Origin of the sequence: Parasediminibacterium schistidii, from assembly GCF_046546515.1 — a bacterium.
GTDB lineage: Bacteria > Bacteroidota > Bacteroidia > Chitinophagales > Chitinophagaceae > Parasediminibacterium.
The window spans coordinates 49,171-64,184 of the sequence record NZ_JBKHKJ010000014.1 but is presented as its reverse complement, the minus strand read 5'-3'; the positions used below and the strand labels follow the sequence as shown (position 1 = coordinate 64,184).

The following is a 15,014-nucleotide window of genomic DNA, read 5'->3' as shown; positions in this document are numbered from 1 at the left end:
TTAAATATCCCTCGGAGAAGGGTTTGTTTTTTATTTTCAATTATTATCAAATACGTTTTTTTATTCAATATGGTTTGCGTAAAGATAGAATACCTCTCTATAATATTATAAAAAAAACCCGGTAGCAAGCTACCGGGCCTTATTTATCAAGGATATATCAATACCTTATTATTCCTTTACTATGTTTTTAGTTTGAACCCTTACGCCATTGCTTTCTGCTACCACAATATAGATACCTTTTGCAAGGCTAGCCACATTAAAGGTTGCAGCACCATTTGCCCCAAGTGTTTTCACAGCCAATTCTTTTCCACTTATATTGTAAAGATGGATGTTTAAAGGACTGCCAACACTACCGTACACATTAATGTAATTGGTAGCGGGGTTTGGCGATACAGTAAATGCAACTTGTGCATCAAACTTCACAGAGCGTATAGGAGAATAGGTAAACTTCCCGTCAGCATCCACTTGCTTGATACGGTAGTAATTAACCACTTTGGCAGATGGGCTAACATCCGTAAATGTATAGCTTGTTGCACCAGTAGCTTTTACTTTTCCTATGGTTGCAAAAACACTTCCACCAGTGCTTTGTTCTATTTCGTAATGGTCGTTATTCACCTGATTGGCAACATCCCATGTAAGTACTACTTTGCCGCTCGTTGCTTTTGCATTAAAGTCAACAAAACTTACTGGTAATGGTGTATTAACTGGGCCTACATAGCCTGGACCATTAAAGCCTCTCCATGGTGATTGCACATAAGGGAAATTTGCTTTAAAAGTAGTATCATTATGCGTAATACCTGCATTAAATCCTACTACACTTAATAAATTGGGGGTAACTGGGCTGCCAGTGCCATTATAATCATCGTACCAAAGGCCCACAGCGGCAAGTGTTACACCAGCTACGGCTTGCAACTCAATTGTAGTAACATCATCTTCCAGCCTTCTACCATTGGGGAAACCATCCATATTAGGGATAAATTGCAATGCAGTTCCGCTAGCAGTATAACGTGCATCTGTCAAGCCCAAAACTGCTGCTTGGATGATACCCAACGAACTAAAGTCTGCACTGTTTCTTGGTGTTGGCGGCACAGCCATGTTCAAGCGGAGCATATCGCCCAAGGTTGGCAAGAAGTTGTTGATGAATGGTTTGCCTGGGTTCAATGGGCTAGTTGTTTTACCTGTTGCCAATTGATATGGGGCTAAGTTTGGCACACCAGTATAGAAAATAGGCAATATGTCCACTGCCCTTGGGCTAGTGCTGTCTGGCAATAAAATAGTACCAAATATAGCATCGTCCAATGCAGTGCCTTTTACAGCAGGCGAACCTTTTAAGCCATACAATCCTTTTTTGCCATTCCTGAAATCGAAGCTACCTAAAGATTTTGTTTGTATCCTCAAATCAGACATGCCAGGCACAGCTTTGCCAAATTGAGAATCATCCATGTATAAAGCCAATTCTGGGTTTTTGAAATAAGGAATAAAATCGCCTTCGCCAGCACTATTGGTAGCAGTAGCATTCCATTTGTCTTTTTGCCCAATTGGAATAACCGCTTCATTGGTTAAAGGCATACCCAAGCGTGAAACTTGTATCCAAGTGCCAGAAGCAGTTGGTTTGCCTCCTGTTGAGTCCAAAACTGTTATTGATGGGCGGCTTGCACTTGCATACACGCCTATTACATAATCAGGATCTAGGATATTAGCGGCCAATGCAGCCGTTTTGCCAGCTTTTTGCAAGGTTGAAATAGGCACTTCAATTACTAATGAATGGCAATTGAATTTCGCTAAGCCATCCTTGCCAGTTTTCCTAAACCCTCCAGCATCAAATGCGCCACCTAGGTCAACAAAGAAAGGATCGTCAACAGGGCCTGCAAATACTTTTTCGCCTGTTGTTGCTGTAGCAATTGCTTTTTTCATCAATGAATCGTAGCTTGTAGCACCTAAACCTACTGTTGCGTTTTCAATAGAGCGAGGGCCAATATTTGGCGGTGGAACTACACCATTTATTACAATTGGCACAAACACGCCACCTGCAATGCTTCGTTCTAATGTATAGGTGGTTTTTAAATTTTGTTTACCTAAACGTATACTGAAGAAAGTTGTAGAATCCTCATTCACTTGTTTAAACGTAAAACGATAGGTTATATCATCACCAGTTGTACTGGTTTGATTTTTAATGTGTATTTCGTAACGGATATTTTCTCCGAATGTGTACCAATTAGGGCCCCCTGCTGGGTGCTCAAAAGGTATATAGTTGGCTATCAGCACAATATTGTCTGTATTAACTGGGCTACGGAAAGCGTATAAGTCTGTGTTATCGGCTAAAGGGTCGTTGGAAATCAACGGTGCTTCCCTATGCGATGAAGCCTTTGCAATGGTTTGGGTCATAACCAAACAAACCATGGAGGCTGTAAGCAATTTTACAATTTGTTTCATAATAAATATGTTTTAATGGTTAGAACCTTGTTTGTGCAGTGTAATCATACCCTCTCCATGGCGCTTGTACATAAGGGAAAGACGATTTAAAAGTGGTATCGTTGTGTGTAACGCCAGCACTAAAACTGAGTACGTTTACCAACCTTGGTGTTACAGGGCTTGGTGTAGTTCCAGGTACATAATCATCGTACCATAAACCTATTGCAGCTAATGCTACACCAGATACCGCTTGCAGTTCAATAGTAGTAACATCGTCTTCCAGCCTTCTGCCGTTAGGGAAACCGTCCATATTAGGGATAAATTGCATCGCAGTTCCACTTGCAGTATATCGTGCATCAGTCAAGCCTAAAACCGCTGCTTGGATAATACCCAAAGAACTGAAGTCTTTGCTATTCCTTGGTGTAATAGGTACAGCCATATTCAAGCGGAGCATATCACCCAATGTAGGCAGGAAATTATTTATAAATGGTTTGCCAACAGCCAATGGGCTTCCGCCAGCTTTGCCAGTAGCCAATTGATAAGGGATAAGGTTTGGCACGCCTGTATAGAAAATTGGCAATAAGTCAACCGCCCTTGGGCTAGTACTGTCTGGTAATAAAATGGTACCAAATATGGCATCGTCCAAAGCAGTACCTTTTACAGCTGGAGAGCCTTTAAGGCCATACAATCCTTTTTTACCGTTCCTGAAATCGAATGCGCCTAAAGATTTGCTTTGGATACGCAACCCATTCATCGAAGGCACAGCACCACCAAATTGAGAATCGTCCATGTACAAAGCCAATTCAGGATTTTTGAAATAAGGGATAAAGTCACCTTCTGTGGCTGTGTTGGCTTTTACCGTGTTCCATTTGTCTTTAGAACCAATTGGTATCACTGCTTCATTGGTTAATGGCATACCTAAACGAGAAACTTGTACCCAATTGCCAGAATAACTTCCAGTTCCTGCGGCAGACAAAGTTTTAATTTGCTGGCGGCTTGCGCTGGCCCATACGCCAATTACAAAGCTACCATCTAATATGCTAGTTGCTTGATCTACTGTTTTGCCATCTTTTTGCAACAGCTTAATAGGTACTTTAATAGCAATGCTGTGCACATTGAAACGTGCCAAACCATCTTTAGTAGGGTTGGTCGTGTTGCCTTCTGGCCTAAAGTTGCCTACATCAAATGCACCTGCAAGATCAACAAAGAAAGGGTCATCTGCAGGGCCACAATATACTTTTTCTCCAGCAGCTGTGGTAGAAATAGCAGCATTCATCAATGCATCGTAAGTAGTACCTAAGCCTACTGTTGCATTTTCAATACTGCGTGGGCCAATGTTTGGCGGGGGAACCGTGCCACTAGCAATAACTGTTGTAAACGCACCGCCATTGATGCTTTTTTCCAGCTTGTAAGTGGTTTTTAGGTTTTGCTTGCCAAGGCGGATGTTGAAGAAAGTAGTAGAATCTTCATTTACCTGAAAAAAAGTAAAGCGATAGGTAATATCGTCACCTGTGGTAGAGGCATTGTTCTTAACGTGAATTTCATACCTAACATTAGGACTGAAACTGTAATAATTTGGCCCACCTTCCGGCAACTGGAAAGGGATGTAGTTTGCAATCAAAGTAACTGTACTTGTGTCATCAGGACTCCTGAAGGCATACACGTCTGTATTGTCGGCCAATGGGTCATTGGCAATCAACGGTGCTTCCCTGTGCGAGGAAGCATTTGCTGCTATGTTTAGCAGCAAAGCCAATGGAAGCACCATGCAATGCTTCCATCCAAAAGAGTGAAAAATTTTTTTCATAAATTAATTGTTTAACGATTAAAAAGAAAGGCCTTGATTAAATGGCAGGAATACTTACGAAAGGAATAAATAAATGGTTTTAACTTATCTAAATGTTTTTTCAAGGGTATTCCCACACATTTAGCCCCTCCCGTTTTAACAAAAAAAATGCCAATGCTATCCTTATTACTATTATTTATATGTTAGCTACAATTGTTTAAACTTTTCATTTAAACAATATTTACATATCAAACAAAAATGGTTTTATTAACATAATGGCCGTGGATATATCGCCACGCAAAGAAGAACTGGGGTATTTATTACCCATTAATATTGTTTTGAGCTTAGGTAGAGATTTTGCATGTAACATCTATACAAGTATTAGTGGCTGGTACGTTAGTTTGGTGGATACACAATTCAGGAGTTTTGCAAACGCTTTGACGAAGACGGGAGCCTACGCCAAGTTGAGCAACACGAGTTTTAACGTGGACTAGCTGTGAAAGGCAAAACGAAAATACTTGCACTTTTTTTTCAATATCCATTTTATCAGTTTTTTTATTAAAATAGTTTCAGCTTTGCCTTTTTTCGGACTTTTTTCCTCGCTTGTCATTTTTCAAAAATCGCGTTCACTCATTTAAACCATTGATTATCAACAATATCGACAAATTTATATGAGTATTTTGTGCGTGTTTTGTGCGTACTTTTTGAGTGATTTGTGCGTGATTTATGAGTGATTTGTGAGAAAAAGTGAGTGATTTGTGAGTGATTTTATGCCCATAAAACAAAACCCTATTTTGGCACTACAACTATTTTAATATTAGTAAAAAAAGAACTTCGATTTAGCTTGGGTTGTTTTTCTCCATGCTTTAAGCTAAATATTGCACGAAGATAAACTAAATATATTAGCATTTTGAAAAAGTTATTTATTGTACTATTGCTAGATGAACCCTCTTAATGTTATAAGCTACTTGTAAACCTGCCGCCTTTGGCTGGCATTGGGTTGAAGTAAAATAATTAGTTTTCTTGTGTTCAACCTTAAACTTCTAAATACCAAACTTCCCGAAAGTTTAAACTTTCGGGAAGTTGCGGATTATGCCAACACTAAGTTTCATGTGGACTAGCTGGGATGCGCAAATCGGTAGATTTGCAAACGCTATGACTTAGACATGAGTCTAAGCCAAGCAGAGCTAGTGCTAGCTGCGACCTAATGTAGGCTTCACTCCAATTTCAGGTCTTTGAATTTCTGGCTCATTATATATTTCTCTTATCAAGTCATTATAACTATTCTCAAAGTTGTCGTCATTTCTTGTGTCGATATGTATAAACTGCTGCATAAAGGTCGGAATACTTTCTTCTTTTGAGCCTTGTCGCAATATTGGTATTATTTTATCGTTAGAAGTTTGATTATTATATAGCTCAACGTTCATAATTGAATATTCATACCCAACTCCACCCGTTCTTTTATCTGCTTTAAGTTTGTAATTCTGTGTAAATATTATTATTACTCTATCAGCTTTGTCTAAATTTTTCTCAACAAAATGTGGCAAATTTGTCCCTGGCCTTAAAAAGTATCTATCTAAAATTACTTCTACCCCGTCAACACAAAGTTTGTTTGCTAAATTTAAAACCCAGGTTTTATGTTCTTCATTATCCCATGAATAAGATATAAAGACGGTTGGCTTTCTTACCTTTGAATTTGAAGGAATGTGTTCTTTAAATGTTTGTTCTCTGTTTTCTAAAATATTCTCAATTTGTATTACTTTTTCATTTTCAAAAGGTCTTAATATTTCCAAAATGCGACTAATTACTTTTTGTCTTACATCCTCGGTTAGTCCTAATAAAATATCATAATAGAATATTTTTCTACTTATGCTTTTGCCCTCTACATTTCTTTGGTTAATAAATTGAGAATAGTCTGGGAAATATGGTTCATATTGCCTTACTGTGTCAATAAACCGTCGGCCTGGAAAATATGTTGCAGTATCTGCTTGATTATTTATGATTTCAAAAAGTCTATTGTATATTTCAATCCAATTTTTGGGCAATATTTTAGGCTCTTTTAACTTATACCCTTGCTCCTTTACTTTTTGAAAATTATATTCTGAAATTACCTTTTTACAAATTTCTTCATCTGGAAAAATTGTAGCATAACCATAGGCTTGATTAAGTGTTTTTCGCTTTACAATTTCAAGAATTAAAAATTTGTAATTATCGTCCGTCAGTGAGTAAAATTTTCCGTAATGAAGTGTATAGAGTATTTCCAAATGTTGAGTAATATCTGACCTTAAAATATCATAATTTTTTACTTTACTTAAAAATTCCGTTTCAAATGTTTTTGAAGCAACGCTTAGCAAGGTATCGCTTTTAATATTTTCTTTCTCTTTATAAAGAATATCAATTATTTCTTTCCATTGTTCTTTTAGTAAATATTGATATAAGTCTTCTTGATTTATCATTTTCTCTTTGGTAAGTTTTTTAAGGCAACAGTCAACTAGTTAATATTCCCTACTTTTTCTTTTAACTCAACCCAATATCACCACCACAATAATACAACATTACCCCATCACTTTTTAACGGGTGCATAAAACTTTTTCGCTTTGTCCTGATACCCCCCAATCTATAAAAAACCTTATCTTTGTGCTATAAATGCACTTGATACAAAGCATTTACAAAGCTAGTTTTCAGGCAGCAGTATCGTAGTTCTTTTTTTTCTAATATTAAAATAGTAGTTTCTAAAAATTAGGGTATTATAATCCGTTATCAATAAATAATCACTTTATTATCATAAAACTATTATTCTACTATCATTTTGGTATTATTTTGGTACTATTTTATGATAGTAAAATATCATAAAATGATACTTTTTTTTTCTACTAAAAATTCGCTAATAGTATTGATAATCAATGGGTTACAAAAAAATGAGGATTTGAAAAAAAAAAACTGAAACGGCAAAAAGGTTCAAAATTGGCAAAACTGAAACTATTTTAATAAAAAACCAGCAAAAAAAATAGTATAAAAATTGTATAAGTGTACTCGTTTTTCACTCTATCTTCTTGCCCCCTCTCACTTGGGAGTATTTGTTCCGGCCTTTCGGGATAAGTGAGGCCAGATGGGAGCAGGGTTGTGCCAGGGTGATTTTTTACTAAAAGGCAAAAAACTTTTATGCACTCGGAAGCAGAAAAAAAACCAGCTTTGGCTATGTATTAAATTTCATCACAAAAAAAGCAATAGCACTTACCAAGATTATATATCAGGGGACTGTGCGATAGCTAGGGTTATATGCAACTCAGGCGATTTGAAAACGCTTTGATATAGACAGGAGTGTACGCCAAGCAGAATGAAAGATAGAACTTATATTTTGTAACAAAAAATGTAAGGAAAATCGGATCATGGCGTATAAATATGCAAGGGGAGCTTAAAAAATAAAAATAAACCCTTTATTATTAACACTACAATTATTGAAAATGAAAAAAACACTTTTTACTTTGGCGTTTAGTATGTTTATCTTGACATTATTTGCACAAAAAAACGACGTCGTTTACCCCGAAGGATTAAAAGTAGGTGATATGGCACCCAACTTTAAAGCTATAGACAATGCTGGCAAACCCTTTTCACTAAAAAAGGAGCTGAAAAAGGGGGAAGTAGTTATTGTTTTCTACCGCGGCCAATGGTGCCCGTTTTGCAACAAAGAATTGAGCCATCTTAATGATTCGCTTTCATTAATTACCGCAAAAGGGGCAACTGTAGTTGCTATTTCACCAGAAACAATAGAAAATGTAACTAAAACAGTTAATAAAACAAAAGCAACCTTTCCCGTTATCGGCGACAAGGATTTATCTATTTTAAAAGCATATAAAGTGAACTATGCCGTAGAAGGAAAAATGCTGGAAACGTACAAAAAATATAAAATAGATTTTACAGTAGTTAATGGCAGTAATGGTAACACGCTTCCAGTACCTTCAACGTATGTAATAGGGAAAGATCGAACCGTAAAATATGTATTCTTCAATCCAGATTATAAATTGCGTGCTTCTGTCCAAGATATTTTGAATCATTTGTAGTGCAAGCCTATCAAGCAAAACCAGTATTACTATCGAAAATCTTTGCTTAGGGCAGATTTTATGTTACTATCCACGCAAAAATCTGTAGCACAACCTGTAACAAATATTTCCGATACATTATTTGCTATTCTTAAAAAAAAGGACTTAAATTGGACATTTGGGGACAAAAAAATACCCTTGATTGTTAAAGATTAATAACTGCTAACATTTGTTTAAAACGCTTCAATTGCAAAATTTTGGCTACCTATGGCGGAATATACCCCCGCATAGAATTGCTCTTTTGGATTACAGTAAATTATATATCATTTTAAGAATGCGTGAAATATTAGATTTTGTGCTTCTTTAAGCCTTTGTGCCTTTGCTGCAATTGCATTTTGCTTATTTTTATCAAATGATTTGTACGCTTACCATCGCCCGATACCCAAGATACATGGGCTTTGTGGGTATTTTTTCAATGGCCATCTTCCATATCCCTTTGTTTATCAACAAACAAATTAGCTTTTATAAATTAATGGGTTGTGGCAAAAACGGCAGCTTCGACAAAACCCCCGATTGGCGGCAATGGGCGGTTTTATCAGTTTATCCTAGTACATCTACACCTACACCTATACCTATACCTGCTTTTCTAAAGCAATGGTACCGCTTTTTTAATGCAGAGGTTTTTACAATCTGGTTGCAACCAATAGAAGGGCATGGCACCTGGGATAGCAAGGAGGCTTTTGGAAAATTGCCAAAACAAACAGATTATAATGGACCAATTGCCGTGCTTACTAGGGCTACCATACGCCTGGGAAAACTTAGTAGCTTTTGGAAAAATACGCCTGCTGTATCCCACCAATTAAAAGATGCAGATGGCCTTATCGCTTCTGTTGGCATTGGAGAGATACCTTTCATTAAACAAGCGACCTTTAGCATCTGGGAAAGCAAAGCCCACATGAAAAGTTTTGCCTATAACATGAAAGCCCATACTCAAGTAATTCGCAAAACCAAGCAAGAAGATTGGTACAGCGAGGATATGTTTACCCGTTTTATCCCCCTATCATCCAAGGGTTTTCTCAATGGAAAACAGGTGATAGCCGAAAAAGCATAAGTTTGTACCTAAGCAATAATTATCAATTATCAATCAATGGCAACTCCATTACAAGTATCGGTTACATCGGAAGTAGGCACTTTAAAAAGGCTGTTGGTACATAGCCCTGATAGCGGGCTTGGCAAGGTAGTGCCATCAAAAGCACAAGACTGGCTGTTTGAAGACATTGTGCATTTAGACACTATCCGCAGGAACGAATATGACTATTATACCAAGATATTGCTATATTTTCTTGACCCCGAAAAAATAAAAGGGAAGCTGACCAGCATCGATGCACCTGAAAACAAAAGGGCGTTTTATAAACCCGAACACCCTGACTTTTATAAAAGCGAGCACGTGATAGAACTGCAATGGCTGCTGGCAGAAATACTGGAAAGCCAAAGCATTAAAACAGAGTTGGTTTCCTCGGTGTGTGCCATTGAAGGCTGCACTTACCTTGCACAAAAAGAACTACTTACTTATAGCCCTACGGAACTAGCAAAGACATTCGTGTCTGGCACTTCGCGTGAAAAACAATTGTTGTTTGCCCCTATCCCCAATTTTATTTTCACACGGGATATTGGTATTACCATCAACAATTATGTATTGCTGAACAAGCCCGCCAAAAAAGCAAGGACAAGGGAAGCTTTACTAGCCAAATATATCTTTTTCAACCACCCATTATTTGCTGCTTACCACGGCAATATCATTGAGCTATCTGACAGCCAGTATAGTTTTTTATTGCCCAAGGAAGACGATGACAAAAAGGTAACGCTTGAAGGTGGCGATATAATGGTGGTAAGCCCCAACCACCTGCTGGTAGGCGTAAGTGAAAGAACAACTGCCGAGGCCGCCGTAAAAATTACCAATACCATGTTTGAAAAGGGCATTGTGGATAAGGTGAGCATCATTAAAATTCCAAAAAAAAGGGACTATATGCACATAGACACCGTGTTTACGCAGGTAAAACGGGATGTATGGGTAATGCTGGGCAATTTTTCTCGCAAGGCGGTAAAGCACGAAGATGAAAATGCAATAGAACGCATTTTAGAAATAAAAAAAGAAGAAAAAATAAAAATACTCCAGTTCCACAAGAACAAACCAGAGCAGCCTGTTTCCTTTGAAAGCCTGGAAGACTTGCTGGTGGACATCAGCAAAACAGATTTAAAATGCGAGGGCGAAGTAAAAATAATCTTTAGTGGCAACAACGAGTTTCCTTACAGTGCTAGGGAGCAGTGGACAGACAGTTGCAACTTATTGGCTTTGAAAGAAGGGGTGGTATTGGCGTATGACAGGAATGATAAAACAACGGATGCTTTTGCAGCAAATGGCTTCAACATCATCAAGGCCAAAGAACTGATCGAAGGGCTGGAAGCTGGTACTATTGATGCAGCAACAATAACAGATACCGTAATCCTGATGCCATCGGCAGAGCTTTCCCGTGCAAGGGGGGGCTTCCATTGCATGAGTATGCCGGTGCTGAGAGAAGAATTAGGAATTAGGAATTAGGAATTACGCCCGCTACTTATGGCTTACGACTTATCACTTACGACTTACAACTTATGACATACAACTTATTAATGATCCGCCCTGCCCGTTTTGCCTATAATGCAGAAACAGCAGTGAACAATAGTTTTCAGGTGGCAGCACCTGAAACAGCAGCAATACAAGCAAAAGCATTATCAGAGTTTGACGGCTTTGTAGAAAAATTAATAGCAAATGGCATTGACGTAACCATAGTGCAAGACACGCCCGAACCACACACGCCCGATTCTATATTCCCCAACAACTGGGTTTCATTCCATAGCGATGGCACTGTTTTCCTCTACCCCATGTTTGCCAAAAACCGGAGACCAGAACGCAAGCAGCATGTGCTAGATGCTATCCAGCAAAAATTTATCATTAAATACACTACAGACTTGAGTGTATATGAGCAAAACGAGCTTTTTTTAGAAGGCACAGGTAGCATGGTGCTGGACAGAGAAAATAAAATGGCGTATGCCTGCCTTTCGCCCCGTACCAGCAAAGTGGTACTTAAAGACTTTTGCAGGGCAATGAACTACACACCAATTACTTTCACTGCCGATGACGAAGCTGGCAACGCCATTTACCATACCAATGTGATGATGTGCGTTGCAGACAAATACGCAGTTATCTGCCTTTCTTCCGTAAGGGCAGATTTTGAAAGGGCGTACCTAAAAAAAGCATTGGAAAGCAGCGGCAAAGAAATCATCGACATTAGCTTTAGCCAAATGAACCATTTTGCTAGCAATATGCTGCAAGTACAAAACAAAGAAGGCAACCCTTTTTTAGTAATGAGTACCCAGGCTTTTGAAAGCCTAAACACAGCACAAATAACTACAATAGAAAAATACAATCCCATTATACATAGCGATATTGCTACAATAGAGGCTAATGGCGGCGGCAGTGCTAGGTGTATGATGGCAGAAATATATTTGCCTGTAAAATGATAAAAATCAACTGTTGGGCGTAATTTATGAATCTTCATTCCATTCAACTTAGAAATTGTGAATCACTTTAAAACCGAAAGAAAAGCTCTATATGATACAGCAAAATTATTTACAGAATATGGTTGGATTTTTCGTGAACAACCAATTATAGATCTAGGGATTGACGCTTTGGTAGAAACTCCAATTGACGAAAAAGGGCAAATAAAAATCTTTGCATTACAAATAAAAGGCGGTGAAACTAATTTTCAAAGAAAGAAATAGTGTCTAACATTTTACTTCTCACAAACACATTATTTATATTGGAATGCGGTCAGCGAAAACCATCCTTTATTTATAATTTTACAAGACCCAATAACAGAGAAAATTTTTTGGCAGCATTATACACAAAATAATATTTCAAAGACTCCTAAAAATTGGAAACTTGATATTTCTCTCAAAAATGTTTTGAATAAAGAATCAAAAGCAACAATTTCAAATATTCTTTTTGGGCTTGTAAGTTTTAAGTCTTCGTCAGGTTTTAGTTTAAAATCAAATCTCCCTATATCTAAATGGAATAAAAATAAATTGGCTATATGGTATTGTTTAAATTCAGAAGCTAATAACAATATGCATATAGGCCTTAAATATAAAAATGAGATGGCCTTAATAAATTTAGGGTATAAGCCTAAAAAGAATGAATGGGATTTCGACAAATCCTTTCTGACATGGGAAAATGCATATCATTATTCTATCATTGACTTCGAAGAGTACATAAAATCAAAATTCGATACAAAAAGTAAGAATGATAAACCATTCAAAAATTTAATTGATGAAATAAATGTAATTGTTAATGAACAAATAGAAAATATTGCTGAGTTTATATTTGACAATAATAACAAAGAAAATAATATTCCAAAATATGCAGAGTTTTTAAAAGCGTTTGAACTATATAGTAAACTTAAAAAAGGACTATATGAATCTCAAATACTGGGTTCTGTAATTCATTTCAAAGCTAAAAAGATAACTTATGAAATGAGCACCTATGAAAGTCTTACACAACAATTAGAAAGTTATATAGAGAACAAAAGTTATGACGAAATATATATTGGAACAAATGAGAATATTTGGGGAGAAATATATACTGATGCAGGTATAGAAAAATCAAAATTTATTCCAATAATGCAAAATGAATGGGAACGTTATTGGCGAAAGCTTTATAGAAGAATCGAAGATGAAATTGGACATACTGACCATTTAGATAAGAGCAAAGATGAATCATGGAGAATGTTTAAATCATTCATTGACCTCTATAATGACACTACTAATATTATTGAATTGGCTTATGATTTTGATGAAATGATTATATATCCAATGGCCGTAATTACTATGCTGAGAATATTTGACCCAGAAGTTTGTTATTACCAATATTGTGAACTTGAATTTGATACAGGAGATGAATGGGAAAGTATCAGGTTAGACGATGAAAGCTGGGATTCACCTAAATGTTCCATAAAAAAATACGAAATTTAAAATACGCCCAACATTAGGTTTGGCATTATTGTGGCTTGACGAACATTGCCTCGGCATTTGTTCTTTATTGCGCTTCTGTTCGGGTTCGACGTTATAAATTTGGGTTATTAATAAACATCAGCAATATTGCAATTACCAACATGGTTATTGGCTTACGGAATGCTAATTCCTCAACAAACGCCAAGCCGTTACTTGGCAACGTACCCAATAACAAGGTAATCTTTCACCATCCCGCACTGTCTGTAGCAACTTTTTGCCCAATTGCCTACCTCCTATCATATTGTCAAAATTATGTTTGTAAATTCGGTGTATTTCCCTTTTCTCAATTGTAGTTTCGCTTATCTTCGTCAAAATTTTTAAGTTAGTTATATGAATTTACACGAGTATCAAGCCAAGGAGTTGTTGAAAAAATTCAACGTCCCAGTTCAAGAAGGTATTGCAGTGGAAACAGTAGCCGCCGCTGAAGAAGCCTACCGCCAAATAAAAACAGAAACCAACAACAAGTTTGCTGTGGTAAAAGCACAGATACATGCTGGTGGCCGTGGCAAGGGCAAGGTGATAGAAACAGGCATGAACGGCGTGAAAGTGGGCAAGAGCGTAGAAGATATTGCCAGTTTTGCAACGGGCATCCTAGGCGGAACATTGGTTACCATACAAACTGGCGAGGCTGGTAAAAAAGTAAACAAGATTTTGGTTGCTCAAGATGTGTATTACGATGGGCCTAACCCTACAAAAGAATTATATTTAAGTATTTTGCTGGACAGGGCAAAAGGGCAAAACGTAATCATGTACAGCACCGAAGGCGGCATGGACATTGAAGAAGTGGCACACAGCACACCAGAAAAGATATTTAAAGAATTGGTACACCCAAGTGGCGGGCTGCTTCCTTTCCAGGCGCGTAAAATTGCTTTTAATTTTGGCTTGAGTGGCGAGGCTTTTAAAAACTGCGTGAAGTTTGTAACCAATTTGTACAAGGCTTATGTTGCATTAGATGCCAACATGATTGAAATTAACCCATTTTTCAAAACCAGCGACGAGAAAATGATTGCTGTGGATTGCAAAATGAACCTTGATGACAACGCTTTGATGCGTCATGCAGAAATAGCACAATTAAGGGATATTACCGAGGAAGACCCAACAGAAGTAGAAGCTGGCCAGTTTAACCTAAACTTCGTAAAGCTAGACGGCAACGTAGGCTGCATGGTAAACGGTGCAGGCTTGGCAATGGCTACCATGGACATGATTAAACTTGCTGGTGGCGAACCTGCTAATTTCTTGGACGTAGGCGGTACTGCCAATGCACAAACCGTTGAAGCTGGCTTTAGAATTATCATGAAAGACCCTAATGTAAAAGCGATACTGATTAATATTTTTGGAGGTATTGTACGCTGCGACCGTGTGGCAGCAGGTGTTATTGAGGCTTACAACAAATTAGGAAATATTGAAATACCTATTATCGTACGCTTACAAGGCACAAATGCTACCGAAGCAAAGAAATTGATTGACGAAAGTGGCTTGAAAGTTCAATCTGCTATTCTTTTGAGCGAGGCAGCAGATTTGGTAAAGCTAGCAGTGGCTTAGTTATATTATAAATACATTACACTTTATTATTGAAAAAAGCAACTACTCATTTTATGGGGGTTGCTTTTTTTGTGAGCCAGAAAAACCATAGGCATAAAGTATATGAATGCTGTTCTAATAAAAAAGCC

The 15,014-nt window shown here is 37.4% G+C and carries 9 protein-coding genes and 1 pseudogene; 7 read left to right on the top strand and 3 right to left on the bottom strand.

From position 1 onward, the window contains the following. Positions 1–168 precede the first annotated feature (168 nt). Together ACHFIY_RS09830 and ACHFIY_RS09825 are read right to left on the bottom strand one after the other, a co-directional pair. A complete protein-coding gene (locus ACHFIY_RS09830) occupies positions 169–2,433 on the bottom strand; it encodes a DUF4331 family protein (RefSeq protein WP_410845911.1) in 2,265 nt (754 codons plus the stop codon). 19 nt (positions 2,434–2,452) lie between these two features. Continuing rightward, entirely contained in the window at positions 2,453–4,216 is a 1,764-nt protein-coding gene (locus tag ACHFIY_RS09825; protein WP_410845910.1) for a DUF4331 domain-containing protein, read from the bottom strand. A 254-nt stretch (positions 4,217–4,470) separates the two neighbouring features. On the opposite strand from ACHFIY_RS09825, the gene ACHFIY_RS09820 reads away from it, so the two are divergent. Further along, the gene (locus tag ACHFIY_RS09820) at positions 4,471–4,689 is read left to right on the top strand and encodes a hypothetical protein (protein ID WP_410845909.1); all 219 of its coding nucleotides are present in this window, start codon (positions 4,471–4,473) and stop codon (positions 4,687–4,689) included. A 699-nt stretch (positions 4,690–5,388) separates the two neighbouring features. On the opposite strand, the gene ACHFIY_RS09815 is transcribed toward ACHFIY_RS09820, so the two are convergent. Then, positions 5,389–6,651, bottom strand: coding sequence for a toll/interleukin-1 receptor domain-containing protein (locus tag ACHFIY_RS09815; RefSeq protein ID WP_410845908.1), 1,263 nt, complete (start codon positions 6,649–6,651; stop codon positions 5,389–5,391). A 1,008-nt stretch (positions 6,652–7,659) separates the two neighbouring features. Here ACHFIY_RS09815 and ACHFIY_RS09810 point away from each other — a divergent pair. From ACHFIY_RS09810 to sucC, 6 genes and pseudogenes are all read left to right on the top strand, one after another. Further along, positions 7,660–8,256 (top strand): peroxiredoxin family protein, encoded by a 597-nt coding sequence (locus ACHFIY_RS09810; RefSeq protein WP_410845907.1) that lies wholly within the window; start codon positions 7,660–7,662, stop codon positions 8,254–8,256. 391 nt (positions 8,257–8,647) lie between these two features. Further along, on the top strand, positions 8,648–9,346 hold the full coding sequence (locus ACHFIY_RS09805) for a spheroidene monooxygenase (RefSeq protein ID WP_410845906.1): 699 nt from the start codon (positions 8,648–8,650) through the stop codon (positions 9,344–9,346). Between the two features lie 36 nt (positions 9,347–9,382). Then, positions 9,383–10,834 (top strand): arginine deiminase family protein, encoded by a 1,452-nt coding sequence (locus tag ACHFIY_RS09800; RefSeq protein WP_410845905.1) that lies wholly within the window; start codon positions 9,383–9,385, stop codon positions 10,832–10,834. 53 nt (positions 10,835–10,887) lie between these two features. Beyond that, positions 10,888–11,796 carry a citrulline utilization hydrolase CtlX gene (gene ctlX, locus ACHFIY_RS09795; protein ID WP_410845904.1) on the top strand — a complete coding sequence of 303 codons (909 nt, stop codon included), beginning with the start codon at positions 10,888–10,890 and terminating at the stop codon, positions 11,794–11,796. A gap of 57 nt (positions 11,797–11,853) precedes the next feature. Continuing rightward, positions 11,854–13,305: pseudogene (locus tag ACHFIY_RS09790) on the top strand (DUF4365 domain-containing protein). Between the two features lie 369 nt (positions 13,306–13,674). Then, positions 13,675–14,886, top strand: a complete 1,212-nt coding sequence (gene sucC, locus ACHFIY_RS09785; RefSeq protein ID WP_410845903.1) for an ADP-forming succinate--CoA ligase subunit beta — start codon at positions 13,675–13,677, stop codon at positions 14,884–14,886. Positions 14,887–15,014 lie beyond the last annotated feature (128 nt).

Excerpts from the sequence above, each read along its gene's own strand:
- ACHFIY_RS09830 (WP_410845911.1), bottom strand. The coding sequence starts at position 2,433 with ATGAAACAAATTGTAAAATTGCTTACAGCCTCCATGGTTTGTTTGGTT.
- ACHFIY_RS09825 (WP_410845910.1), bottom strand. The coding sequence starts at position 4,216 with ATGAAAAAAATTTTTCACTCTTTTGGATGGAAGCATTGCATGGTGCTT.
- ACHFIY_RS09820 (WP_410845909.1), top strand. The coding sequence starts at position 4,471 with ATGGCCGTGGATATATCGCCACGCAAAGAAGAACTGGGGTATTTATTA.
- ACHFIY_RS09815 (WP_410845908.1), bottom strand. The coding sequence starts at position 6,651 with ATGATAAATCAAGAAGACTTATATCAATATTTACTAAAAGAACAATGG.
- ACHFIY_RS09810 (WP_410845907.1), top strand. The coding sequence starts at position 7,660 with ATGAAAAAAACACTTTTTACTTTGGCGTTTAGTATGTTTATCTTGACA.
- ACHFIY_RS09805 (WP_410845906.1), top strand. The coding sequence starts at position 8,648 with ATGATTTGTACGCTTACCATCGCCCGATACCCAAGATACATGGGCTTT.
- ACHFIY_RS09800 (WP_410845905.1), top strand. The coding sequence starts at position 9,383 with ATGGCAACTCCATTACAAGTATCGGTTACATCGGAAGTAGGCACTTTA.
- ctlX (WP_410845904.1), top strand. The coding sequence starts at position 10,888 with ATGACATACAACTTATTAATGATCCGCCCTGCCCGTTTTGCCTATAAT.
- sucC (WP_410845903.1), top strand. The coding sequence starts at position 13,675 with ATGAATTTACACGAGTATCAAGCCAAGGAGTTGTTGAAAAAATTCAAC.